The sequence below is a fragment of the Deinococcus terrestris genome, assembly GCF_009377345.1.
Taxonomy (GTDB): Bacteria; Deinococcota; Deinococci; order Deinococcales; family Deinococcaceae; genus Deinococcus; species Deinococcus terrestris.
Window position 1 is genome coordinate 876,361 of the sequence record NZ_WBSL01000001.1, and the last position, 23,195, is coordinate 899,555.

Annotated in this window: 26 protein-coding genes and 1 tRNA gene; 15 read left to right on the forward strand and 12 right to left on the reverse strand. The window is 71.3% G+C overall.

Annotation, left to right across the window (positions count from 1 at the left end; all coding sequences use genetic code 11):
• Positions 1–183: 183 nt before the first annotated feature.
• A complete protein-coding gene (locus F8S09_RS04360) occupies positions 184–396 on the reverse strand; it encodes a hypothetical protein (protein WP_152869213.1) in 213 nt (70 codons plus the stop codon).
• A 57-nt stretch (positions 397–453) separates the two neighbouring features.
• Positions 454–1,686 carry a lycopene cyclase family protein gene (locus F8S09_RS04365; RefSeq protein WP_152869215.1) on the reverse strand — a complete coding sequence of 411 codons (1,233 nt, stop codon included), beginning with the start codon at positions 1,684–1,686 and terminating at the stop codon, positions 454–456.
• Between the two features lie 150 nt (positions 1,687–1,836).
• Here F8S09_RS04365 and F8S09_RS04370 point away from each other — a divergent pair, with 150 nt between their 5' ends.
• Positions 1,837–2,727 (forward strand): alpha/beta hydrolase, encoded by an 891-nt coding sequence (locus F8S09_RS04370; RefSeq protein ID WP_152869217.1) that lies wholly within the window; start codon positions 1,837–1,839, stop codon positions 2,725–2,727.
• Between the two features lie 79 nt (positions 2,728–2,806).
• Here F8S09_RS04370 and recO read toward each other — a convergent pair whose 3' ends face one another.
• The gene (gene recO, locus F8S09_RS04375) at positions 2,807–3,568 is read right to left on the reverse strand and encodes a DNA repair protein RecO (protein WP_322618521.1); all 762 of its coding nucleotides are present in this window, start codon (positions 3,566–3,568) and stop codon (positions 2,807–2,809) included.
• A 134-nt stretch (positions 3,569–3,702) separates the two neighbouring features.
• Between recO and F8S09_RS04380 the strand changes: the two genes are divergently transcribed.
• The 7 genes from F8S09_RS04380 to F8S09_RS04410 all read left to right on the forward strand — a co-directional run bounded on the left by F8S09_RS04380 (position 3,703) and on the right by F8S09_RS04410 (position 10,367).
• Entirely contained in the window at positions 3,703–4,107 is a 405-nt protein-coding gene (locus F8S09_RS04380; protein WP_152869219.1) for a hypothetical protein, read from the forward strand.
• A 38-nt stretch (positions 4,108–4,145) separates the two neighbouring features.
• Positions 4,146–4,616: an MgtC/SapB family protein gene (locus F8S09_RS04385; RefSeq protein WP_152869221.1), complete on the forward strand. Its 471-nt coding sequence runs from the start codon at positions 4,146–4,148 to the stop codon at positions 4,614–4,616.
• A gap of 43 nt (positions 4,617–4,659) precedes the next feature.
• Positions 4,660–5,328, forward strand: a complete 669-nt coding sequence (locus tag F8S09_RS04390; protein ID WP_322618586.1) for a GntR family transcriptional regulator — start codon at positions 4,660–4,662, stop codon at positions 5,326–5,328.
• Positions 5,321–6,253: a proline dehydrogenase family protein gene (locus F8S09_RS04395; RefSeq protein ID WP_152869223.1), complete on the forward strand. Its 933-nt coding sequence runs from the start codon at positions 5,321–5,323 to the stop codon at positions 6,251–6,253. Before F8S09_RS04390 ends, F8S09_RS04395 begins: the two co-directional genes overlap by 8 nt.
• 14 nt (positions 6,254–6,267) lie before the next feature.
• The gene (locus F8S09_RS17595; RefSeq protein WP_194165210.1) at positions 6,268–6,702 is read left to right on the forward strand and encodes a hypothetical protein; all 435 of its coding nucleotides are present in this window, start codon (positions 6,268–6,270) and stop codon (positions 6,700–6,702) included.
• Entirely contained in the window at positions 6,699–8,270 is a 1,572-nt protein-coding gene (gene pruA / locus F8S09_RS04405; protein ID WP_152869224.1) for an L-glutamate gamma-semialdehyde dehydrogenase, read from the forward strand. The genes F8S09_RS17595 and pruA overlap by 4 nt, the downstream gene beginning before the upstream one ends.
• Before the next feature lie 348 nt (positions 8,271–8,618).
• Positions 8,619–10,367, forward strand: coding sequence for a S8 family serine peptidase (locus F8S09_RS04410; protein WP_152869226.1), 1,749 nt, complete (start codon positions 8,619–8,621; stop codon positions 10,365–10,367).
• A 79-nt stretch (positions 10,368–10,446) separates the two neighbouring features.
• Here F8S09_RS04410 and F8S09_RS04415 read toward each other — a convergent pair whose 3' ends face one another.
• Together F8S09_RS04415 and F8S09_RS04420 are read right to left on the reverse strand one after the other, a co-directional pair.
• Positions 10,447–11,835, reverse strand: a complete 1,389-nt coding sequence (locus F8S09_RS04415; RefSeq protein WP_322618522.1) for a phytoene desaturase family protein — start codon at positions 11,833–11,835, stop codon at positions 10,447–10,449.
• Positions 11,832–12,710: a UbiA family prenyltransferase gene (locus tag F8S09_RS04420; RefSeq protein ID WP_152870119.1), complete on the reverse strand. Its 879-nt coding sequence runs from the start codon at positions 12,708–12,710 to the stop codon at positions 11,832–11,834. Before F8S09_RS04420 ends, F8S09_RS04415 begins: the two co-directional genes overlap by 4 nt.
• Positions 12,711–12,975: 265 nt before the next feature.
• Here F8S09_RS04420 and F8S09_RS04425 point away from each other — a divergent pair, with 265 nt between their 5' ends.
• A complete protein-coding gene (locus tag F8S09_RS04425; RefSeq protein ID WP_152869228.1) occupies positions 12,976–13,911 on the forward strand; it encodes a MerR family transcriptional regulator in 936 nt (311 codons plus the stop codon).
• On the forward strand, positions 13,908–14,783 hold the full coding sequence (locus F8S09_RS04430; RefSeq protein ID WP_152869230.1) for a complex I NDUFA9 subunit family protein: 876 nt from the start codon (positions 13,908–13,910) through the stop codon (positions 14,781–14,783). The genes F8S09_RS04425 and F8S09_RS04430 overlap by 4 nt, the downstream gene beginning before the upstream one ends.
• 60 nt (positions 14,784–14,843) lie before the next feature.
• On the opposite strand, the gene F8S09_RS04435 is transcribed toward F8S09_RS04430, so the two are convergent.
• Genes F8S09_RS04435 through hspR form a run of 5 tightly spaced genes read right to left on the reverse strand, consistent with a single transcriptional unit; the run spans position 14,844 to position 18,147 of the window.
• Complete coding sequence (locus F8S09_RS04435; protein ID WP_152869232.1) at positions 14,844–15,404, reverse strand: phosphoribosyltransferase family protein; 561 nt, start codon at positions 15,402–15,404, stop codon at positions 14,844–14,846.
• A gap of 4 nt (positions 15,405–15,408) precedes the next feature.
• Positions 15,409–15,984, reverse strand: a complete 576-nt coding sequence (locus F8S09_RS04440; protein WP_152869234.1) for a GNAT family N-acetyltransferase — start codon at positions 15,982–15,984, stop codon at positions 15,409–15,411.
• A 14-nt stretch (positions 15,985–15,998) separates the two neighbouring features.
• Complete coding sequence (locus F8S09_RS04445; RefSeq protein WP_194165211.1) at positions 15,999–16,529, reverse strand: phosphoribosyltransferase family protein; 531 nt, start codon at positions 16,527–16,529, stop codon at positions 15,999–16,001.
• Positions 16,526–17,389, reverse strand: coding sequence for a metallophosphoesterase (locus F8S09_RS04450; protein ID WP_152869238.1), 864 nt, complete (start codon positions 17,387–17,389; stop codon positions 16,526–16,528). The genes F8S09_RS04445 and F8S09_RS04450 overlap by 4 nt, the downstream gene beginning before the upstream one ends.
• Positions 17,386–18,147 carry a heat shock protein transcriptional repressor HspR, fused homodimer type gene (gene hspR / locus F8S09_RS04455; protein ID WP_152869240.1) on the reverse strand — a complete coding sequence of 254 codons (762 nt, stop codon included), beginning with the start codon at positions 18,145–18,147 and terminating at the stop codon, positions 17,386–17,388. The genes F8S09_RS04450 and hspR overlap by 4 nt, the downstream gene beginning before the upstream one ends.
• A 203-nt stretch (positions 18,148–18,350) precedes the next feature.
• Between hspR and F8S09_RS04460 the strand changes: the two genes are divergently transcribed.
• The 5 genes from F8S09_RS04460 (at position 18,351) to F8S09_RS04480 (ending at position 21,545) form a co-directional block, all read left to right on the forward strand.
• Complete coding sequence (locus F8S09_RS04460; protein ID WP_152869241.1) at positions 18,351–19,730, forward strand: dipeptidase; 1,380 nt, start codon at positions 18,351–18,353, stop codon at positions 19,728–19,730.
• Between the two features lie 58 nt (positions 19,731–19,788).
• Positions 19,789–20,361 carry a phosphoribosylglycinamide formyltransferase gene (gene purN, locus F8S09_RS04465; RefSeq protein ID WP_152869243.1) on the forward strand — a complete coding sequence of 191 codons (573 nt, stop codon included), beginning with the start codon at positions 19,789–19,791 and terminating at the stop codon, positions 20,359–20,361.
• The gene (locus tag F8S09_RS04470) at positions 20,358–20,909 is read left to right on the forward strand and encodes a DUF402 domain-containing protein (protein WP_152869245.1); all 552 of its coding nucleotides are present in this window, start codon (positions 20,358–20,360) and stop codon (positions 20,907–20,909) included. The genes purN and F8S09_RS04470 overlap by 4 nt, the downstream gene beginning before the upstream one ends.
• Before the next feature lie 52 nt (positions 20,910–20,961).
• Positions 20,962–21,051, forward strand: a tRNA-Ser gene (locus tag F8S09_RS04475).
• Between the two features lie 95 nt (positions 21,052–21,146).
• On the forward strand, positions 21,147–21,545 hold the full coding sequence (locus tag F8S09_RS04480) for a hypothetical protein (protein ID WP_194165212.1): 399 nt from the start codon (positions 21,147–21,149) through the stop codon (positions 21,543–21,545).
• On the opposite strand, the gene F8S09_RS04485 is transcribed toward F8S09_RS04480, so the two are convergent.
• A complete protein-coding gene (locus F8S09_RS04485; RefSeq protein WP_322618523.1) occupies positions 21,514–22,731 on the reverse strand; it encodes an MFS transporter in 1,218 nt (405 codons plus the stop codon). The genes F8S09_RS04480 and F8S09_RS04485 overlap by 32 nt on opposite strands.
• Complete coding sequence (locus tag F8S09_RS04490) at positions 22,724–23,143, reverse strand: cobalamin B12-binding domain-containing protein (RefSeq protein WP_152869249.1); 420 nt, start codon at positions 23,141–23,143, stop codon at positions 22,724–22,726. The genes F8S09_RS04485 and F8S09_RS04490 overlap by 8 nt, the downstream gene beginning before the upstream one ends.
• Positions 23,144–23,195 lie beyond the last annotated feature (52 nt).

The following is a 23,195-nucleotide window of genomic DNA, read 5'->3' on the forward strand; positions in this document are numbered from 1 at the left end:
CATGGAGAGGATGAGCCGCGCTTGCCCCCCTCCCCGGCCCTCTGCTGACGCACCTCCGCGAATCCCCCGCGAGGAGGGGCAAAACATCTGCCCAAACGCTTTGCTTGGCTGTGCCATCACACCAGGAAGCACCGAAATGAATAAGCCGCCGCCCACCCGAGGCGGCAGCCCAAGCAATCGGTCTTACTGCTCTTCGCTTCCGTCCGTCATCTCGGAGAGGTTCTCGCGCAACTCATCCAGCTTGCCTTGCCCGGCTTCCCCTGAGAGGCCGTTGGCGTCCATGTTGCCGGTCGCGCCTTGCATCCCTTCTTCCACGATCTCGGTCTGGTTGGTGGCGTAGGTGTGGCCCTGATCCTGGGCAGCGTCGTTGCCGTCGCGGTTGCGGTTGTCAGTCATGCCCCAGGGTGGGCCGGGCGGGGGCGGGGGCGGATGTGGAGGGCGCGGCGGCGAATCTTAATCCAGCGCCGAGAGCAGCGCCCGTCCGCTGACCCCCGGCTGCCCCAGCGCGGCGCGGGCGAGGGGGAAGCGGACCCGGTTGGGCGCATGGGCGAAGAGGCGCAGCATGGTCCGGGCCAGCCCTCCGGCGTCCATGCGCGGGGCGAGGAAGCCGTGCCACTGCTCGGCAGGTAGGCGGAAAAAGGCAGAAAAGAAGGCGGGCAGGGCGTCGCCCGGCAGGGCCAGCAGCGCGTCCACCCCCAGCAGGGCGACCTCGCGGGCGGCGCGGCGCTCGGGGGGCCACAGGGCCTCCCACCCGGCGCGGGTGGCGGCGGCGGGACCGCAAGTGGCGAGCGTTTCTGCGACCGCCTCCGCCACCACGGGCGCGTCGGTCAGCGCCCCCGCCACCTGAAAACCGCTCACCGGATGCACCAGCCCCGCCGCCGACCCGAAGGCCAGCCACGGGCCGGGCCGGGGAGCCGCCGTGTTCATGGGAAAGGCGACCCATTCGGTGTGCTCGACCTCGCGCGGGGGCGTACCCTGAGCGGCGAGGCGGGCGTACAGGCGCTCGCGCAGCAGCCCTCTCGTGAGGCCGGGCCGGGCGATCAGGCTGGTTTCCTCCACGAGGTAGCGGTCGCCGCCCAGGTGCATGGTATAGAGGAAGGTCGGCTGGGCGCGGACCTCGGCGGAGGGGAGGTGCCCGGCGCGGTAGTCCATCCACACCATGCCGCCGGGAGGTCCGGGGGGGCGGTCGAAATGGGCGACCACGCCGTAAGCCGTCTGGAGGGCCGCGCCGCCTGGCCGCAGCGGGGCACCCAGGCTTCCGCCGTGGCCCCCCGCGTCCACGACGACGGAGGCCCGCCATGCCTCGCCATCCTTGCCGTGAACCTCCCACCCGTCCCCCACCCGCGCCGCGTGGACGACGTGGCCGCGCGTCCAGCACAGGCCGCCCCCCGCCCGCGCCAGCAGCCCCTCCAGCAGCCGGGCATTGTCCAGCAGGGCGTATGGGCGCAGCAGAGGGGTGGCCTCGGCCCCGGCGTAGACGCGCACGTCGCTCCAGACCTGCGCGAGGGCTTTGCGGGCGGACGCAGGCACCTCGTCCAGCCACGCGCCGTAGGTCGCCGGAAAGGGACGGGGCGCGTGTGGGGCCACCAGGCGCACGCTCAGGCCCCGCGCAGCGCACTCGGCCGCCAGCGCGACCCCCGCCGGGCCTCCCCCCACGACGAGCACGTCCGTCCCTGCCGCTGTCATCCCCGGCAGGCTAGCGCGGCACGCGGGCGCCGGAGTGTGGGGGTTCGTGCGGCCGGGCTGACGGCGGGTGCGCTCCGGCTCAAGGGCGCCTCAAGCCCGAGTGTGCCCCCTGCGCCAACCGCGCCGCCGCAGGCCCGCTAGCCTCCGCCCATGCCTTCCCGCTTCGTTCGCCGCCTGCTGCCCGGTCTGGGCCTGCTCGCCCTGGGCCTCACCCTCGCCGCCTGCTCGGGCCAGACGGCCGGGGGGAGCGCCCAGAACCTTCTCAACGCGGCCGTCAGCACCCGTGGGCTGGAGGTCACCCGCGAGCAGCAATACGGCCCGGACACCCGTAACGTGCTGGACGTGTACGCGCCGCCGAACGCGCAAAATGCCCCGGTCGTGCTGTTCGTCCACGGCGGCTCGTGGCAGGGCGGCGACAAGGACGGGCACAAGTTCGTCGGGGAGAGCCTCGCGCGGGCGGGGTACGTGACGGGCGTGATGAATTACCGCCTGGCGCCGCAAAACCGCTACCCCGCCTACATCCAGGACACCGCCGCCGCGCTGCGGTGGATGCGCGACAACGCGGCGAAGTTCGGCGGCAACCCGGACAACCTGTTCGTGAGCGGGCACTCGGCCGGGGCCTTCAACGCAGTGGAGGCCGTGGTGAACGAGCGCTGGCTGCGCGAGGCGGGGGTGCCTATCCGGGCCGTGCGCGGTGTGATCGGCATCGCGGGGCCGTACTCCTACGACTTCCGGCAGTTCCAGAGCCGGGTCGCCTTCCCCGAGGGCGGCACCCCTGACGAGATCATGCCCGACCGCCACGTGCGCCCGGACGCGCCGCCCCACCTGCTGCTCGTCGCGGAAAACGACACCACCGTCCACCCGCAAAATGCCCTGAACATGGAGGTGGCCTTGAAGCGGGCCGGGGTACCCGTGACCCGCACGGTCCTGCCGCGCCTCAACCACATCACGGTCGTGGGGGCGCTGGCCCGGCGGCTGACCTTCCTGGGGGGGACGCGGCAGCAGGTGATCGAATTTATTGAGAAGAACCGACTGCGGTAAAACCTGCCTTCTCTCCCCACCCAGGCCCGTGCCCCCACCGGAAGCGCGGGCCTCTTTTCAGGTTCAGGGGGAGCAGCGGTCAGCCACGCACGCCAGACGGAGACGACTCGGCCTGAGCCCCCATCGCCTGCGGCACGAGTTGCCGCCAGCTCTGCACATTGCCCACCTGCACCGTCACGAAGCGCTCCAGCGCCCGCCATAGCGCGGGCCGCTCGTCTTGCGGGACTGGGTGCTCCATGCTGACCCGCACCGAGCGGCGCACCACGTTTCGCAGGAAATCCAGGCTGGCCGGGGGGTAGGGGGGCAGGCTGGAGCACCCGCCGCACAGCAGTTGCCCCCCCAGCGGATCGGGGTGCGCGGGGTCGGGGGCGCCGCAGCGGGCGCAGCGCGAGGTCTGGAGGACGAAGCCCGCCAGCCCCAGCAGCTTGTAGCTCATGACCAGCGCGACCCACTCGGGGTCCGGCTGGTGCGAGACGCCGCGCAGCGCCCCCGCGAACAGGTCGAACGCCTGCTCGGAGAACTCGCCCTCCTGAAACAGGGCATCGGCGAGTTCGGCCATCAGGTGCGCGAAGGCGTAACGCTCCGGCTCGGCCAGGCGGGGCAGGGCGCCCTCCAGCACCGCCTGCTGCACGGTGGCGAGGTCGGCCTGGGGGGTCTGGTAAAGCTGTACGCCGACATGGTGAAAGAGGTTCAGGCGGCTGCTCAGGGCGCCGCGCACGCCCCCGCGCGCGATGGCCTTGACCTTGCCTTGCGGGGTCAGCAGCGTCACGACGATGTCCCCGGCGGGCGTGACGCGCCGCCGGATCACGATGCCGCTGCGGTTGGCGCTGCGCGATCTCACGGGAAGCAGTCTAGGGCGGCAGGAGCCGGGCGAGGGGGCGAGCGGGCACGGTTGGGGCCGCCCGCTTCCTGCGTGACGAACGGCTGAAACTCCCCCCACGTTCGGGCCTCCTGCCCTCCCGTACACTCGGCCCCATGAGCGACACGCCACCCAAGAACCACAGCGCCCGCGACGTGTTGCGGGAACTGTTTCCGGAGTCGTACCGCGAACTGTTCGGGGAAGCGCAGGGCCAGGACTCGCCCCTGACCCTGGGCCTCTACCCGGTGGCCGACGGACGGCTCGCCCTCGTCCACGGCGACCAGCTCGCCGAGTTCTCCCCGCTGGACCCCAAGGGCAAGAATGCCCTGCACTGCGACCTGTGCCACTTCACCCGTTCGCGGCAGGAGGCGGCCTTTTACCGGGTGGTCGTGGCCGCGCGGCGCACCCGCTACGTGACCCTGTGCCTGGACACGGCGGCCTGCCAGCGCCGGGCCGGAACGCGCGGGCTGGCGACCCTGGCCGACCGCATCTTCCCCATCGAACCCAGCTACGCGGACTGAGTGACCCCCTCCCCCACGCCTATCCCGTAATCTGCCGCATGGAAACCGTCTGGGCCGAACTGGAGCTGATGCGCGGGCCGCTCGTCGCCTTTGTCCTCAGCGGACTGATCGGCTGGGAGCGCGAGCAGCGCCGCCGGGGGGCGGGCCTACGGACCTACATCCTGATCGGGGTGAGCGCGGCCCTGTTCGTGGTCCTGGCCGACACCCTGATCGTGCGCTTCTCGGACAACTCGGAGCTGGTGCGCTTTGACCTCGTCGGCGTGCTGGGCGCGGTCGTCAGCGGCGTGAGCTTCCTGGGGGCCGGGGCAATTTTCTCGGACCGCAGCGGCGGGCAGGCCAAGGGGCTGACGACCGCCGCCGGGATGCTTGCCACCGCCGGGGTGGGCGTGGCGTGCGGCCTGCACCTATATGTACTGGCGACTGGGGCCACCCTGCTGATTCTGTTCACCCTGGGCGTATTGGGACGGCTGGCCGACCGGCACAAGCCAGAAGAGGAGCGGGGAAACTGAAGGAGAGGCAAGGGCCGCCTTCATCCTCCAGATTGGATACAATATCCAGGTGCCTCCCTCCTTTGAGCGCCCTACGCTGGTCCGCGACGGGGTCTATGACCACCTGCGCCGGGCGGTGCTGGACGGCGACTTCCTGCCCGGCGAGCGGCTGGGCGAGGCCGAACTGGGCGCCCGCTTGGGCGTGAGCCGGACCCCGGTGCGTGAGGCGGTGATGCGCCTGACGCAGGAAGGGCTACTCGTCGCGGAAGCGAACAAGGGGGTGCGGGTGCGGCAGGTCAGCGCCGAGGAAGCCCGCGCCACCTACGTGGTGCGCGAGGAACTCGACGGGCTGGCGGCGGCGCTCGCGGCAGCCAACCACACTGCTCAGGACGCCCGGCACCTGGAGGAGGCACTCGCCCGGCTCGGCGCGGCGCGGAAGGAGGACTACCGGGTGCAGACCCGGCTGGACCTCGCCTTTCACGCGGCGGTGACGGCGGCGGCGCACAATTTTCCCCTCGCGGAGCTGGCGCGGGGCCTGGAGCAGCGCGTGGCCCTGATCAAACACCAGACCCGCACCTACAACGCCCACCCGGACACGGCGGCGGGGCACGCGGCGATTCTCGCGGCGGTGCTCGCCCGCGACGCGGAGGCGGCCAGAGATGCCGCCCGGCGCCATGTCCGCACCTTCGCCCCCCTCGTGCTGGAGAACCTCGGAGTCCACCCCCATGCTTGACCAGATCTACCGCAAGGCCGTCCTGACCGTCTCAGGACAGAAAGTCGTCGAAGACCTCGTGCGCTCGCGCGGCTGGGGAATGGCCCAGCGCTTCGTGGCGGGCGAGGACGCCGCCTCTGCCATCCGCGCCGTGCAGGACCTGGGGCGGGACGGCATTCTCGGGAACCTCGACCTGCTCGGAGAATTCGTCGCCTCGCCGGAGGCCGCCAACGAGTTCGCGGGCAAGGTGCTCCACCTCCTCGACGAGGCGCACGCGGCCGGGCTGACCCCCTACGTCAGCGTGAAGCTCTCCAGCGTGGGCCAGGGCCAGACAGTCGAGGGTGAGGACCTCGGCCTGAGCAACGCCCGGCGCATCGTGGGGCGGGCCAGGGAGTACGGCGGGTTCGTGTGCCTCGATATGGAGGACCACCCCCGCGTGGACCAGACCCTCGCGCAGTTTCGCCTCCTCGTGGGTGAGTTCGGGCACGCGCATGTCGGCACGGTCCTCCAGAGCTACCTCTACCGCTCGGAGGCCGACCGGGACAGCCTGGACGACCTGCGGCCCAACCTGCGCATCGTGAAGGGCGCGTACCTCGAACCCGAGTCGGTCGCCATGCCCGACAAGGCGGACGTGGACGCGAGTTACCGCCGACTCGTGTACGCGCATATGAAGGCCGGGAACTATGTCAACGTCGCCACCCACGACGAGTCCATCATCGAGGACGTGAAGCTCTTTGCCCTCGCGCACGGGATCAGCAAGGACGCCTTCGAGTTCCAGATGCTCTACGGCATCCGGCGCGACCTGCAACAGGACCTCGCGCGGCAGGGCTACCGGGTGCGGGCGTACATCCCCTACGGGCGCGACTGGTACCCCTACTTCTCCCGCCGCATCGCGGAAACGCCGCGCAACGCCGTCTTTGTGCTGCGCGGCATGCTCAAGGGCTGAGGAGGGAGCGGGGCGTGTTGTATCCCGACGGCGGCCATGTGAACGGCTTTTACCTGGGGCAATTCCTGGGGATGCTGGGCTGGCGTTCCGGGCAGGCGGCGCACCCGCTGACCTACCTCGACCCCGACAGCGAGGTGGGGCTGGACACGCTCGCGGCGCTGCTCTTGCCGCACCTCGACGCGCTGGGGGAAGCGCAGGAGGCGGCGCTCTCGCGCACCTGGGCCTACGCCCTGACCGAATTCGACGACCGCGACCTGGGGTGGTTCCTGCTGGGCCGCCTGCCCGAGTCCCCCCGGCACCCCCGCGCCTTTCTCGCGGGCCTCGCCCGCCGCCTCTTTCCCGGTGGCCTGCCCGACCCCGGCCCCCACGCCCGGCGGCTCGACCGCCCCGGCGATTCCCTCTTCGACCTCGTGCCGCCGCCCGAGCGCGGCTTCCGGAGTGCCCCATGATCAAAGTTCAGGACTACCGCCCCCAACCCTTCACCGATTTCACCCAGCCCGAGAACGTGCAGGCCTATCAGGAGGCGCTGAAAAAAGTCCGCGCCGAACTCGTGGGCAAGCATTATCCGCTGATCATCAACGGCGAGAGGGTGGACACCGCCGAGCGGCTCACCTCGCTCAATCCCTGCGACACCTCGGAAGTGGTGGGCACGACCGCCAAGGCGACCATCGAGGACGCCGAGCGTGCCCTGCAAGGGGCCTGGGACGCCTTCGAGAGCTGGAAGAAGTGGGACATGGACGCCCGCGCCCGCATCCTGCTGAAAGCCGCCGCGATCCTCAAGCGCCGCCGCCTGGAAGCGTGCGCCCTGATGAGCATCGAGGTGGGCAAGAACTACGCCGAGGCCGACGTGGAGGTCGCGGAAGCCATCGACTTTCTGGAGTACTACGCCCGCAGCGCGATGAAGTACGCGGGCTTCGGGGCCGCCGAGACGACGTGGTTCGAGGGCGAGGAAAACGGCCTGCTGTACCTGCCCCTCGGCGTGGGCGTCTCGATCTCGCCTTGGAACTTCCCCTGCGCGATCTTTATCGGGATGGCCGCCGCGCCTATCGTGGCCGGAAACTGCGTGATCGCCAAGCCCGCCGAGGACTCGGGCTTGATCGCCGGGTTCATGGTGGACATCATGCTGGAAGCCGGGCTGCCCGCCGGAGTGCTGCAATTCCTGCCGGGCGTCGGCAAGGAGGTGGGCGAGTACCTCACCACGCACGCGAAGACGCGCTTTATCACCTTCACCGGGTCGCGGGCCGTCGGATTGCACATCAACGAAGTGGCCGCTAAGACCATGCCCGGCCAGAAGTGGATCAAGAAGGTGATTCTGGAACTCGGCGGCAAGGACGCGATGATCGTGGACGAGACGGCGGACCTGGAGGTCGCCGTGACCGCCGCCGCGCAGGGCGCCTTCGGCTTCAACGGCCAGAAGTGCAGCGCCATGAGCCGCCTGATCGTGGTGGACGAGGTGTATGACGCGGTGGTCGGTCAGTTTGTCGAGCGGGCTAAAGCCTTGAAGATCGGCACGGGCGAGGAGAACGCCAACGTGACCGCCGTGGTCAACCAGATGAGCTACGACAAGATCAGCGGCTATCTGGACCTCGCCCCGCAGGAGGGCAAGGTGCTGCTGGGCGGCCAGCCTCTGGGCGAGGTGAACGGCAAGCAGGGCTACTACATTCAGCCGACCATCGTGGGGGACGTGGACGCGCACGCCCGGATCGCGCAGGAGGAGATTTTCGGGCCGGTCGTCAGCGTCCTGCGGGCGCGGGACTGGGAGCACGCGTTGGAGATCGCCAACGCGACCGAGTACGGGCTGACGGGTGGGGTCATCAGCAACAAGCGCGAACGGCTGGAGCAGGCCCGGCACGAGTTCGAGGCCGGGAACCTGTACTTCAACCGCAAGATCACCGGGGCCATCGTGGGCGTGCAGCCCTTCGGCGGGTACTACATGAGCGGCACGGATTCCAAGGCGGGCGGGCCGGACTACCTCGCCAATTTCCTGCAACTCAAGAGCGTGACCGAGCGCTGGTGAGCTGGCCGGAAAACTCAGCCATGGGAGGGCGGACACCGGGATGGGTGGCCCGCCCTCTCCTCTGTGACGTGAGGCCGGACGGACGCAGAAGCATAGACGAATGAATCACGCTTCGGGCCGAATGTGCGGCGCCACTGCGCCGTTTCCAGAGGCCCAGACCGCAAATCTGACTGATTCTTGACTGGGTGCATTTCTGTCTAGACCGGGTGGAGGTGTGCCTCTCACTGCGCTCTAGTATTCGCCCCACATTCCATTCATCTGAGCAGGATCTTCCTCCCAGTTCCTTCTGCACCGGGGACCGGCGCGGCCGATTTCGTCTATCGCCTTCTCACTTTTCCAGAGGTTTTCATGACGCACACCCGCACCCTGCTCGCTGCCACCCTCGCCCTGACGCTCGCTGCCTGCGGCCAGCAGACCCAGGCCCCGGCGCCCGTCGCCGCGACGCCCGCCCCCACCGCCGACGAGGCCATTGCGGGCGCGTACCTCGTGGGGTTCAGGGAGAGTGCGCTGGGTGCCCAGAGCCTGAGTGCCCAGGAGCTGGCAGCGCAGGCGCAGCTTCAGGCGCAGGCGATCACTGCTGCGGGCGGCGTGCTGACCAGCCAGTGGTCCGAGATCAGCGCGGCGGCGGTGCGCCTGAGCCCCGAGGCGCTGCGCAAGCTGGAGGGCAACCCCCTGGTGGAGTACGTGGAACCCGACCTCAAGCGGGTCGCACTGGGTCGCCGCAGCGGAACGACCGACGCGCAGGTGGGCGGCGGCCTGAGCGCTCAGGGCCTCTCGGCGCAGGCCACGCCCCTCTATGCCCCCAGCGGCGAGTACACCTGGGGCGACAACGCGCTGCGCGTCTCGCAGATGCGGGCGAGTGGCTACACCGGGGCGGGCGTGGCCGTGTGCATCGGGGACACCGGCATTGACGGCAACCACCCCGAGTTCGCCCGCAAGCTCAAGGGCTTCCGGAACTTCACCGGCGAGGCGGGCCGGGGCGACGCCTACCTCCTGAACGACGTCAACGGGCACGGCACGCACGTTGCCGGAACGGTGTTCGCCCAGTACGGCGCCGGAACGGGTGCGGCCGGGCAGCAAGGCGGTATGGACGCGAACGGCGTGGTCGGCGTGGCGACGGGCGTGAACCTGTACATGGCCCGTGTGCTGGGGGACGACGGCTCGGGCAGCTCCAGCGGGATCATCAACGGGGTGAACTGGTGCGCGGCGCAGCTCAAGTCGCAGGGCGGCACCGAGGCCAAGGTCGTGATCAGCCTGTCGCTGGGCGGGGGCCGCGCCAGCCAGACCGAGCAGCGGGCCTACACCAGCGTCCACAACAAGGGAGCCCTGATCATCGCCGCGACCGGCAACGACGGCGCCGCCGTGTCCTACCCCGCCGCCTACACCAACGTGGTCGGCGTGGGGGCCATCGACAGTGCGGAAGCCAAGGCCGACTTCTCCAACTTCGGCACCCAGGTTGATCTGGTCGGCCCCGGTGTGGGCGTACTCAGCTCGGTGCCGTTGGGCCACGGGACCAGGGCGAGCGCCTCGGGCGGCGGGGTGACCTTTACCGACGTGCAGGCGGCCGACCTCAGCGCCAAGGCCACCTTCACGGGCACGGTCGTGGCGGCAGGCGGCACCAACGAGCTGTGCGGCGTCGGCACGCGCAACGCGGCCCTGAGCGGCAACATCGCCCTGATCGCCCGTGGCACCTGCTCCTTCGAGGAAAAGGTCGCCAACGCGGTCGCCAGCGGCGCAAAGGCCGTCATGCTCTACAACAACGCCGCCGGGCCGCTGGGCATGAGCCTGACCAACAGCCCCAGCGTGCCCGTCGTGGGGATCACCCAGGCCGACGGCCAGGGCCTGCTCGCCAAGCTGCCCACCTCCGGCACGGTCAGCGTGACGGGCGCGGACTACGAGTACTTCAACGGCACCTCCATGGCGACCCCGCACGTCAGCGCCGCCGCCGCCGCCGTGTGGGCCGCCAAGCCCACGCTGACCAACGCGCAGCTCCTGAGCCTGCTGACCTCCACCGCCAAGGACCTGGGCACGGCGGGCAAGGACAACAACTTCGGCCACGGGCTGGTCAACCCGCTGAGGGCGATCACGGGGCAGTAAACCAGACCTTCCAGGGGGCCGCCCTCCATATTGGAGAGCGGCCCTTCGGGTTGACCTGCGCTGGCCCGCGCCCTGGGGATCAGGTCTGCGCGATGAGCCGGTCCACGATCAAGGCTCCCCCCAGGACCGCCGGAATCCCGCCGCCGGGATGGACCCCGGTGCCGACCTGCCACAGCCCCGGCGCCCGGCGGTAGGTCTGTGGGTGCAGGGGACCGCCGCGCCACACGGGGAGCGCCGCCCCGTAGATCGCCCCGCCCGGATGCCCACCCGCCGCGTAGTGGGCCGGAGGCAGGGCCACCACGTCCCGCGCCGAGGCGAGCAGGCCGGGCACGCCGAGCAAGTGCTCGACCCGCCCCACCTGACCGCGCACCCAGGGATGATCGGGGCCGAGGTCACGCCCGGTCGCCGGGGCCGTGAGCAGCACGGCGAGGCGGGGACCGTCCGCGTGGACGAGGGCCAGTGTGTCGGGTGGCAGCGCCCCAGCCCTGACCGCGGCCCGGAACACTCCGAAGTCGGCGGGGGGCAGGACCGAGGTCGCGGGCAACCCCGACTCCCCCGGCAGCGCGGCGTAGAGGGCCACCCCGCTCACGGTGCGGCGGTGGGCGGGGGAACGGACGGGGCGGCCTAGCAATCCGGCCAGCCGGGCCGGGTCTAGGGCGCTCACCAGGAGGTCGTGGCGCCGCTCCTCCCCGCCGCGCAGGGAGAGGCTGCCGCGCCCGGCGCCGACCCGCACCACCTCGGCCCCCTCCAGCACCCGCACGCCCCGCGCCCGGCCAAGGGCCAGGAGGGTGTCCAGCAGGGCACCCATGCCGGACGCGGGCCGGGCCACGTCCCCCGCAGCGAGCGCAGGAATCAGCGCGTAGAGGGAGGGCGCGTCCTGCGGCGCGAGGCCCGCGTTGAGCGCATGCGTCCCCACCGCGTGCGCCAGCGCCGGGGGCAGCCGCCGGGAGTGCACCCAGGCTGAAGCGGTGAGGTGCCCCCCGGTCGCCCGGAAGAGGGCCGCACTCGCCCGCCGAAAGATGGGGTCGGTCAGGTGGGGCGGGGTTGTGAGGAGGGTGGTCAGGTGAGGCGCGAGGGGCTGGGCGGCGGCACGGTACGCCTCCCAGGCTGGGTGGAGCGGGTGCCCCGGCGGCACGGGCATCGGCACCGCCCCGAACGGCGTGTGGTGCAGGCCCAGGCCCCCCGGCAGCGGGCGCAGGTCGAGGGAGTCCCCCTCCTCCCCCAGCCGCGCGAGGAAGGCCCGCCACACGTCCGGGAAGGTAAAGAGGCTCGGCCCGGTGTCGAAGTCCAGCCCGCCCACCGTCACCCGCCGCAGCTTGCCCCCCGCCCGGTCCCGCTCGTACACGGTGACCGCGTGGCCCCGGTGCCCCAGCAACGCCGCGAGCGCAATTCCCGCGAGGCCGCCCCCGAGAATGCCCACCGACCGGGGGGCTGACGGCTGAGGGCTGAGGGCTGAGCGCTGCCTCACGGCCACAGCCCCCGCGCCAGCAGGTACACCAGCGGCACTCCCGCCACCGTCCCCACGGCCCAGGGCGAGAGGATGCTCAGGGGATAGAGCCGCGCGGCCCGCTCGGGCGTGGGCTGACGCCACAGGGCGAGGGCGAGCCCGCCGCACACCCCCCACAGCGCGAGGGCGGTCAGCCGGGAGACGGGCCACAGCAGCGCCCCCGCCACACCGAACCACGCCAGGGCGTAGAGGGCCGTCCCGCGCACCCCCAGCGTGGTCGCCACGGTCCTCACCCCGGCGGCGCGGTCGGCGGGCACGTCCTGCGCGGCGTCGAAGGCGTGTTTGCCCACCGCGTAGGCCATCAGCGCGGCGAGGGGCAGCGCGGGCACGGGTTCCCCCAGGGCCAGCGCCGGGAGGGCCAGGGGCAGCGCGTAGGCCACGTTGCTCAGGCCGTCGAGCAGGGGCCGGGCCTTGAGGCGCACGGGTGGCACGCTGTACGCCGCGAACAGGCCAGCCGAGAGCAGCAGCACCAGCAGGGCGGCGGGCGGCAGCAGGAGGGCCAACAGCCCTAGAAACGGCAGGTTCAGCAGCCACACGGCCCGCAGCAGCGGCCTGCCCTCTCCTGGCCCCAGCCGCGCTCCCTGCCAGCCTCCCTTGCGCCCGGAAGCGGCGTCCTCCTCGCGGTCGGCGAGGTCATTCAGGCCGTAGATCAGCAGGTTAAAGGGCAGGGTCAGGTAGATCAGCAGCGCGAGCAGCCCCGGCTCGGGGGTCCACAGCCGCCCGGTCAGCCACATGCCGACCACCAGCGGCCCCACCGTATTCACCCACAGGGCGGGGCGCGATACGGTGAGCAGGCGGCGCAGGGGCAGGTGGGCGGGCAGGTACAGGGAGCGCATCGGGGTGGGAAAGCGGACCGGACGGGGGGGGGAGGGCACGGCCGCTTGCCCGCGCATTGTAGGGGGCGGGGGCCGGGACAGGTTGCCGCGCTCCGGCATTCTGGGGGCAAGCAGCGTTCCTTTGTGCGCCGCCTGCTGTTCGCCGCCGCCCACCGAGCACGAGAAACCTTACGGTCGAGTCGCGCCCGGCGTGGCCCAATAGAGCCTGCTGTCCCCGGCGTCCTCCCTCCGTCTCGCTGCCTTCCCTCACCTGCCCAGGAGCCTCATGCCCCAAGACACCCTTCCCGACACCACCCCCCTGTACACGGCCGCCGAGGCCGAGATGCGGACCGGGGTGCCTGCCGCCACGCTGCGGCAATGGGAGCGGCGGTACGGCATCCCGGCTCCAGCCCGGAACGCCAGCGGCTACCGGATGTATTCGCCCCTCGACCTCGCGCAGATCGGGCAGATGCAGACCCTGCTGCAAGAGGGGGTTCCGGCCAGCCGCGCGGCGGCACTCGCCCGGCGGGAGCCTTTGGCCCCGGCTCCCGCGCCCACCCCACCGCCGACCGCCACCCCGCAAAAGCGGCTGTCGGACGAGTTGCTGGCCGCGCTGCTCGAACCCGATCTGGAACAGGCGGCGGTGGTGCTGGGCGCGGCGCACGCGCAGTTCCCGGTCGAGGAGGTGGTGCTGGCCGTCATCGCCCCCACGCTCGCAGAGATCGGAACCCTGTGGGCGCGGGGCGAGATCACCATCGCGCACGAGCATCAGGCCAGCGCGTACCTGCGCGGACGGCTGATGGGCCTGCTGGAACTCGCGGGCCGCGCCGAGTTCGGGCCGCGGGTGCTGGCCGCCTGCGCTCCTGGCGAGCGGCACGAGATCGGCCTGCTGATTCTGGTCCTCCTGCTGCGGCGCCGGGGCGTGCAGGCCGAATATCTGGGCGCCGACCTGCCGCTCGCGGACCTCGCCGCCTACGCCCGGCACCGCCCGGCCGACGCCGTGCTGCTGGGCCTGAACGGCGAGTGGGCGCTGGGGCCGACCCAGGCACAACTCGGCGCCCTGCGGGGCCTGAAGATTCCCGTCTTTTACGGCGGCGGGCTGCTCAATGCCCGGCCCGCTCTCGCCGCCGACCTCGGCGGGCACTACGCGGGGGCCGACGCGCAGAAGGCGGCCGACACCATCGTTGCGGCGCTGCGCCCCGGCGCACAGGAGGAGTCATGAACATTCTGGTCACCGGAGCAAGCGGGTTCGTAGGAAAAGCCGTCGTCGCGGAACTCGTGCGGCGCGGGCGTACGGTCGCGGCGGGATCACGCCGGGGCACCGACTTGCCGGGCGCTCCCGGCGTGCGGCTGGACGTGACCGACCCCGCCAGCGTGCTGCGGGCAGTGGCGGAGGTGCAGCCCGACGCCTTGGTGCATCTGGTGGGCATCATCGCGGAGGAAGGCGAGCAGACCTTCGCGCGGGTCCACCTGGAGGGCACCCGGCACGTCCTCGCGGCGGCCCCCCGCCCGGTGCGCTACCTCCACATGAGCGCCCTGGGGGCGGACGAGGCGAGCGGAAGCGGCTACAGCCGCTCCAAAGCCCAGGCTGAGGCCCTGGTCCGGGAAAGCGGGCTGGACTGGACCATCTTCCGGCCCAGCCTGATCTTCGGCCCCGGCGACGACTTTTTCGGGCGGGTGCTGCGGGACCTCGTGAGCACGGCCCCGGTGGTGCCCCAGATCGGGGACGGCAAGTTTCCCTTCCGGCCCGTCAGCGTGGAGGACGTGGCGCTGGCCTTTGCGGAAGCGCTGGAACGCCCGGACACAGTCGGTGAAACCTACGAACTGACTGGGCCACAGGAGTACACCTTCCGCGAGCTGCTGGAACTGGAACTGGGGGCGCTGGGCAAGCGCAAGCCCATCGTGCCGGTACCGCTGCCGCTGATGGACCTGATGGTCCCTGCGATGGGGATCCTGCCCAAGCCGCCCATCACCCGCGACCAGTACGCGATGCTCAAGGCCGGAAACACCGCCCCGCCCGAGCGGGCACGAGACGCCTTTGGCCTCCCGATGCGGCGGCTACCGGACGCGCTGCCGGGGATTCTGGGGCGGTAGGGGACCGAAGAAGACAAAAGCCCTCTCCGAGCGGAGAGGGGTCTTGTCCGCCCGCCGCCCTCAAACGCTCCTGGGCAGCTCCTGCAAATACGTCAGCGGCAGCGTGCTGTCGCCCTGCTTGAAGGCGGCGAGGTAACCGACAAGCGTGCCGCCCGAGCGCTCCACGAAGCGGCCCAGGGCCTGCGCGGTGCCGCCCGAGGCAATCACGTCCTGCACGACGAGTACCCGCTTGCCGCGCAGCCGCTCGGCGTGGGGGCCGTCGAGCCACAGCGTTTCAGCCACGCCCATCGTCATGCTGGGCACGTCCTGAATCAGGGGGGACTGCATGTAGGTGCGGCGCTTCTTGCGGGCCACCACGTAGGGCACCCCCGCCCGGTCGCTGATCTCGTGGGCGAGGGGCAGCGCGTTGGTGACCACCGTGAGCAGCACCTCGGTGCCCTCCGGGATCAGGGGCAGCATCGCCTCGGCGGCGGCGTTGGTGAACTCGCTGTCGCCCAGAAACTCGACGAGCGGCACCCGCCCCACGCTGCCCACCCGCACGGTGGGAAGGTCGCGGGTGACGTTCCCGACGGTGACGCGCAGGCCAGTCTGTTCGGTGCCGGTCGGTTGGGAAAGGGTCATGGTCCTACCCTAGCGGAAGAGGGGAAGGCGGCACCTCCAACGGACGCAGGAAGGTGAATTCGTCGCTCACGGTCCCCCGGATCACGTCGGCCCCCGGCGTGAAGCCGCCGCGGACAAAGCCCAGCCGCTCCAGCAGCCGGATGGAGGCGGCATTGCGGGAATCGACCTGGGCCAGCGCCTCCCGCACCCCCCAGCCTCCCGCCAGAAAATCGAGCAGGGCGGTCATGGCTTCGGCCGCGTAGCCCTGTCCCCACGCGGACGGAGCGAACAGGTAGGCCACGTCCGCCTCAGCCAGAGTGGGGCGGACGGTCGCCTGCACTGTTCCCAGGGCCGATCCGCCTGGCCGCGCGAACACCACCCAGTTCAGCCAAGCCTCGGTCCCATCAGGTGAGGCCCGCGTCTCCAACCGGGCGAACCGTTCGCACAGGTCGCGTTCCTGCGGCGGCGAGGACGGCAGGAAGGTGTAGACGCGCGGGTCGGCCAACGCGGCGGCCATCCCGGCGGCATGTTCGGTCCGCTGGGGGTCCAGCGTCAACCGCGCCGTGAGGAGGCGGGGGTTGGGGTCCTGGGGTGCCCGCACTCAGGAAGCCCGACTCAGGAAAAGAGCGGCAGGTGCCCCAGCGCCGTCACGTCGGGGCGCTCCTGGCCCTCGGTGAAGACGGCCACGACCGCCGCGACCTCACCGCCGACCTCCTCGATAATCTGGCGCAGCGAGTGCAGGGTGCCGCCGCTGGACACCACGTCGTCCACGATGGCGACCTTCTTGCCCTTGACCTTGGGGACGTCAAAGCCGTCGAGCACGAGCAGTTGCGGCTTGCCCGTCGTGATGCTGACCACTTCGCGGGCGATGGGGTCCACCATGTAGGGCTTCTCGGTCTTGCGAATGACGATGTAGGGCTTGCCTGTCTCGCGGCTGATGACGTGCGCGAGGGACAGGGCCTTGACCTCGGGGGTCACCAGCACGTCGATGTCGTCCGGGAGGCGCATGGCCAGGGCACGTCCGGCGGCTTCGGTCACCTCGGTATCGCCCAGCATGTTGAAGAGGGCCACGCTGACGCCGGGACTGACCTCCACCACGGGCAGCTCGCGGGACACGTTCCCGACCTCGACCTTGTACGTTCTCACGCGCCCGAGTGTAGCGCCCGCTGTCCCGCCTGCCCCAGCGAGACGACTTCCTCCACCCCGCGAGGCCCCAGCCGGGCCAGGAACCCCGCCTCCGGGCGGTAGGCCATCGCGCTGTCGAGGGCCACGCAGCGCCCGCCCCGGTAGGTCAGCGGCTCACCGGGACCGGGCGGCCACCCTCCCCCGCCCCCCAGCAGCGGCACCGGGGTGTGCCCGTGCGCCAGCCGCCGCCCCCCGAAGGTGCCCAGCAGCGCTTCCACGGCCGCCTCGCCGCCCGGCTCCGCGAAGGCGTAGCGGGCCGCGAAGTCGCTGGCAAAACGTGCCCAGACGTAGGGGTCGTCCCCCTGAAGGCGGCGGCGCACGGCGGCATTGACGGCCTCCACACTTCCCCCCAGTTCCAGATACAGGGTGCTGTCGGCGTGCAGCAACAGCCAGCGCCCGGCGCGGGCCAGGGCCGGACGCGCCGCGAGCCACGCGAGGTCGTCTTCCGTGAGCTGCCGCAGGTCGCCTGGCTGGCCGCCGTTCTCCAGCCAGTACTCGCGCAGGCCGTGGGGGTCGCGGCGGCCCGGAGCGAAGCGCTGGGCGCCCAGCAGCATGACCTCGTGGTTGCCCAGCAGCGCGGTCACCCGCCCGCCCGCGAGCGGGGCCTGCGCCTCCAGCGCCCGCACCAGCCGCACCACCCCGGCTCCGTCCGGCCCCCGGTCTAGGTAATCGCCCAGGAAGACGAGGTGGGCCGCGCCGCCTGTCCAGCCGCTGTCCTCCCCGATCAGGCCCGCGCCGCGCAGCAAGGTACGCAGCTTGCTCGGCACCCCATGCACGTCGCCCACCACCCACAGGGAGGGCGAGGAGGCCGCCGGGGTCATCGGGTCAGCTCTCCGGCCTCCGGTTCCGGCGCGGTCCCGGCCTCGTCCTGCGGCGTCTCGCCGCCTTCGCCCTGCGGGGCGGGGAGGGTGCGCCAGCTTGTCATCCGGTCGGTGATGTCCTGCTGGAGGCGCCGCACGTTGCCCTCCATGTGCGAGCGGGCACCTTCAAGCTGGTGGCGCAGCCGCATGATCTCCTCGACCCCGGCGAGATTGACGCCGAGTTCCTGGGTCAGGCGGCGGATTTCGCGCAGGTGCTCGATGTCGCGCTCGGAATACAGCCGGGTCTTGCCGCTGCTGCGCCCCGGACGGATCAGTTGCTTGCGCTCGTACAACCGCAAGGTCTGGGGATGCATGTCCACCAGCTCGGCGGCGATGGAAATCACGTAGACGGGACGGTCCCTGGGGTCGAGCTTGCCGTCCTCGGAGGCAGGCTCGGGGGCGGTGGCCCGCTCGCGCAGCTCGTCTTCGAGGCGCTCGATCTCGGCCTCGAACTCGCCCTGAAGGTCGTCAAGTTCGTGCTGGAGGCGCATGACTTCCTCAACCCCGGCGAGGTTGACACCGAGTTCCTGAGTCAGGCGGCGAATCTCGCGCAGGTGCTCGATGTCGCGTTCGGAATACAGCCGCGTTTTGCCGCTGCTCCGGCCCGGCCGAATCAGACCCTTGCGCTCGTACAGCCGCAGGGTCTGGGGGTGCATGTCCACCAGCTCGGCGGCGACCGAGATCACATAGACGGGGCGGTGCTTGGCGTCGGCGGGCATATGGAGCTTGAGTATACCGGAGGCAAGGTTTTTGAAGGTGGCGAAAGGTGGGATAGGTGAACTTGTGCGGGCTGGGGGCCTCGCGGGAGTCAGGTGGCCGCTTTCGACGTCTGCGGGAACGGGCCGAACAGTTCCCCCGCGGCGCGGACCGGAAGCTTTCCCGTCCCCCTCCCCGCCCCGCTGCCCCCCGCTATCATCCCCGCATGACCCCGTCCCCCACCGATTCGGCCCAGACCGACCTCGCCGCCCTGCTCGACCGCGAAGGGGCCGAGCGCGAACTGTTCGACCTGCTGCGGATTCCCTCCGTCAGCGCCGACCCGGCTTACAAGGCCGACATGACGCGGGCCGCCGAGTTCCTGCAACGGAAGCTGGCGTCGCTGGGCTTCACGGCACGGGTGGACGCGACCGCCGGGCATCCCCTCGTGTACGCCGAACGCCAGAACGTCCCCGGCCAGCCCACCGTGCTGATCTACGGGCACTACGACGTGCAGCCGGAAGCCCCGCTGGAGGAGTGGACCACGCCCCCCTTCGAGCCCACCGTGCGGGACGGGCGCATCTACGCCCGCGGCTCCACCGACGACAAGGGGCAGGCCTACGCCCACGTGCGCGGGGTCGAGCTGCTGCTCTCGCAGGGCGAGCTGCCCGTGAACGTCAAGTTCCTGCTGGAGGGCGAGGAGGAGGTCGGCAGCCCCAACCTCGAACCCTACCTGCGCGAGCACGCCGACGAGCTGAAGGCCGACGTGATCGTCATTTCCGACGGCAGCCGCTTTGCGCCCGACGTGCCCACCGTGACCTACGGCCTGCGTGGGCTGAGCTACGTGGAGATTCACGTGCAGGGGGCCAACCGCGACCTGCACTCGGGGTCCTACGGCGGGGCCGCGCCCAACCCGATCAACGCGCTGGCCGAGATTATCGCCAAGTTGAAGGACGACCAGGGCCGCGTGACCATCCCCGGCTTCTACGACGGGGTAGAGGAACTGACCGGGGAGGAGCGCGAAATGTGGGCGCGGCTGCCGCACTCGGACGAGGAGTTCGCCGCCTCCATCGGCGTCCCGGCCCTGCCCGGCGAGGCGGGCTATTCCACCCTGGAGCGGCTGTGGGCGCGGCCCACGCTGGACGTGAACGGCATCTGGGGCGGCTACCAGGGCGAGGGCAGCAAGACGGTGATTCCGGCCAGGGCGGGCGCGAAGGTGTCCATGCGGCTGGTGCCCGGCCAGGACCCCGAGCGGATCACGCGGCTGATTCAGGAGTACGTGCCTACCATAGCCCCTGCTGGAGTCACGGCGGAGGTGCGGGCGCACCACGGCGGGCAGCCCGTCAAGGTGGACCTGGATTCGCCCTACGTGAAGGCCGCCGACCGCGCCCTGACCCGCGTGTACGGCAAGCCCGCTGCCTTCGGGCGCACGGGCGGGAGCATCCCCATCGTGGCGGCCTTCCGGTCGCTGCTGGGCGCCCCCGTGCTGCTCGTCGACTTCGGCCTGAACGAGGACGCGCCCCACTCGCCCAACGAGAGCTTCGCCGTGGAGGACTACCACAACGGGATTCTGACGAGCGCCTACCTGTTGCAGGAGCTGGCGGAGTGAGGGGAGGCGGGGCCACACTCTCCCCCGTCCGGTTGCTCACGCTGTCTCCAAATCACCCATGCGCCTAGGCTTTCTCGCCTCCCACGGCGGCAGCGCGGCTCGCTTCCTGGCGGGGGCCTGCCAGGAGGAGCGGCTGAGCGCCGTGCCCGTCGCCCTCGCCAGCAACAACAGCAGTAGCCCCGCGCTGGCGTGGGCGCGGGAGGCGGGGCTGGCGGCGGCGCACCTCAGCGCGGCGCGGCACCCGGACCCGGACGCACTTGACGCGGCGATCCTGGCCTTCCTGCGGGGAGCGGGGGTGGACACGCTGGTCCTCAGCGGCTACATGAAAGCGCTGGGGCCACGGGTGCTGGACGCTTACGCGGGGCGGGTGCTGAACATCCACCCCAGCCTGCTGCCCCGGCACGGCGGGCGCGGCATGTACGGCGACCGGGTCCACGCGGCGGTGCTGGCCTCGGGGGACGCGGAGTCGGGCGCGACCGTCCACCTCGTCACGGCGGGCATCGACGAGGGGCCGGTGCTGGCGCAGTCAAGGGTGCCCGTGCTGCCCGGCGACACGCTGGAGAGCCTCAAGGCCCGCGTGCAGGCGGTGGAGGGCGCGCTGCTGCTCTCGGCGCTGCGGGAGTTGGGATGAAACGGAAAGTCTTTGACCTGCGCCCGTGGTCCCGTGCCCTGCGCCACACCCAGACCATGCTCCACATCCCCGGCTTCGCCATCGTGGACTTCACCGCCCACGAGGTCGGGCGCGTGCTGGACGTGCTCTTCGGAAGCCGCACCGTCCGCATTCTTGACCACGGCTTTCGCTGGGTGCGCGTTCATCCGACGGGCACGGGCGAGGGCACGCTCGGCGACGCCCTGACCGCCATGCTGGACGCCTTGGGTCAGGTCCGGCAGCTCTACGTGGACATTCACGGGGGCGAGGGAATCGGGGAGGGCGGTCTGCCCTGGTGCGACGACCTCTATCTGGACGTGATCGCGGACTGGACCCCGGACGGGCGCGTCACCGAGACGCACATCATCGACGGCGACGAGTTGGAGGACGCAGTGCGGGCCGGGCTGGTGACCCCCGCTCTGGCAGAGGCGGCGTGGTCACACGCGCGGACGGTGGAGGCAGCGCTGCGGGCGGGAACGTACCCACCCCTGCGGGTGATGACCGACTATCTGCGCGACCCCTATACCTGAACCCTGGCCAGGTTTGCATTTCGTGCCCTGACCCGCTAATCTTCTGTGCGCTGGAACGGTGCCCGAGTGGTTGAAGGGGCACGCCTGGAAAGCGTGTGTACGGGCAACCGTACCGAGAGTTCGAATCTCTCCCGTTCCGCCAGCAGAGAAAAGGAGTGCCGCAGCCCTTGGTTGCGGCCTTTTTCGTGGGCACCCGTGGCCCCGGACGCGACGCCGGAATATGACAGCATGGCCGACATGCTGCTGACCCTGTTGCTGTGGCTGCCCGCCTTGCTGCTGCTGGCGTTCGGCGCAGCGGGGCTGGCCGCGCTGGGCGAGCGCTCGCGCACCGGGTCACCCTCGGCGGGGTGGCGGGCGGCGACGTGGCTGGTGACGGCGGCGGCCTGCGGGCCGGTGGCCTGGGCGGCGCTGGACGCGGCCCTGGGAGGCACTGGGGTCATCACGAACACCACCCCCCTTCTGCTCCTGCTGGCGCTCAGCGGGGCACTGTACCTGCCTGCCGCCCGGCGAACCCGGCGGGAACGCGGCGGACGGCCCACCCGCGGCGTGCTGCTGTGGCCGCCCGCGTTCCTGCTGCTGCTGTTGCCCTGGGCCGGGGAAGTGCTCAGCGTGCTGCTGGGCCTGCTTCCGGGTTGACGCCCCGCCCCGCTCGCCACGCGCTCCACAGGGGCAGTACCGCCAGCACTGCGCAGCCGTAGGCCAGCACCGGAAAGCCTGTCCGCGCGATGACTAGGCCGCCCAGCAGGGTTCCGGCCCCGGCGGCCACGTACCCCAACCCATCGGTGACGCCCTGCGCGGCCGGGTGGCGCGAGAGGGCCTTGCTCCCCGACACGAAGGCCAGATTCCACCCCAGCCCCAGCACGAACATGCTGACGCCCAGCCACGCGGTCCCCGGCAGGGTCGCGGTGAGGGCCGCCGCCGCCAGCAGAGCCGAGCCACCCACGTACCCCACCCGCACCCCCAGACGATCGATCAGCGGCCCGGTCAGCCAGCCGAAGCCGAACATCCCCACGATGTGACCCGAGATCAGCGCGGCGACCCCGGCGTGGTCCACGCCCATCTCGTGGGCGCGGTGGGGGGTCAGGCTCATTAAAGTGACCATCAGGCCCTGCGCGGTGGCGAGGGCGAGGGCGGTCGAGCGCACGCCCGGCAGCCGGAAGGTGGCGGCGAGGTTGGGCCGCCCTCCCGCCACCCGCTGCGCCGGACCGGTCACCGGACGCCACCCCACCATCAGGAGGGCGGCCACCCCCAGCAGCCCGCCGCCGACCAGCCACCCGGCGACCTCCGGGGTGGTCCCCAGGCGCTCGCCCAGCCGCTCTACCCCGCCGGAAAAGCCGGTCATCAGCAGCGACCCTGCCACGCTCATCAGCATCAGGAGGCCCAGGGCCGTACCCCGGCGCGAGTCGGGCACACTCTCGGCGGCGGCGTAGCGGGCCTGCTGGTAACCGCCCTGCGCCGCGCCCATCAGCGAGGCCCCCAGCAGGAAGACGGGGAGAAGGCCCGCCCGCGCCCCCGCGAAGCCCAACCCCGCACCCACGGCCCCCAGCGCGAAGGCCGAGGCCAGCCCCACCCGCCGCCCCCGCGAGAGCATCAGCGCTCCGAACAATCCCGCCGAGAGCGCTGCCGACGCGCTGATCAGGGTGGCGGGCAGGCCGATCAAGGACTCGAAGCCGAGGTTGCCCACCACCAGCGCCGCGAGGATGGTGCTGACCGTGGTGGCCCCGGTCGCCAGTGCCTGGGCCACGTACAGGGGAAACAGCCGCCCCAGCGAGAAGACGGGAGCGGCGGCGGGGACAGCGGCGGTGGCGGGCGGCTCAGCCACCCTGGGCGGCCCAGCGCTCGGCCACGGCGGTCTTCAGGTAGGCGGCGGCGTCCTGGGTGCTCGCGCCGGGGGTAAAGACCTTGCCCACGCCGAGTTCCTCCAGTTTGGGCAGGTCCTGATCGGGGATGATGCCCCCCCCGAAGAGGATGATGTCCTCGGCGCCGCGTTCCTTGAGCAGCGCGGACACCTCGCGGAAATAATGCATGTGGGCGCCCGACAGCACGCTGAGGCCGATGGCGTCCACGTCCTCCTGAAGGGCGGCGTTCACGATCATCTCGGCGGTCTGGCGCAGGCCGGTGTACACGACTTCCATTCCGGCGTCGCGCAGGGCGCGGGCCACCACCTTCGCGCCCCGGTCGTGGCCGTCCATGCCGGGCTTGGCGATCAGGACCCTGATGCGGCGATCTTCCATAGTTGGGTGTTCCTCCTCAAAAAAACGGCTCTTGCCGCGCATTGTAGCCGCC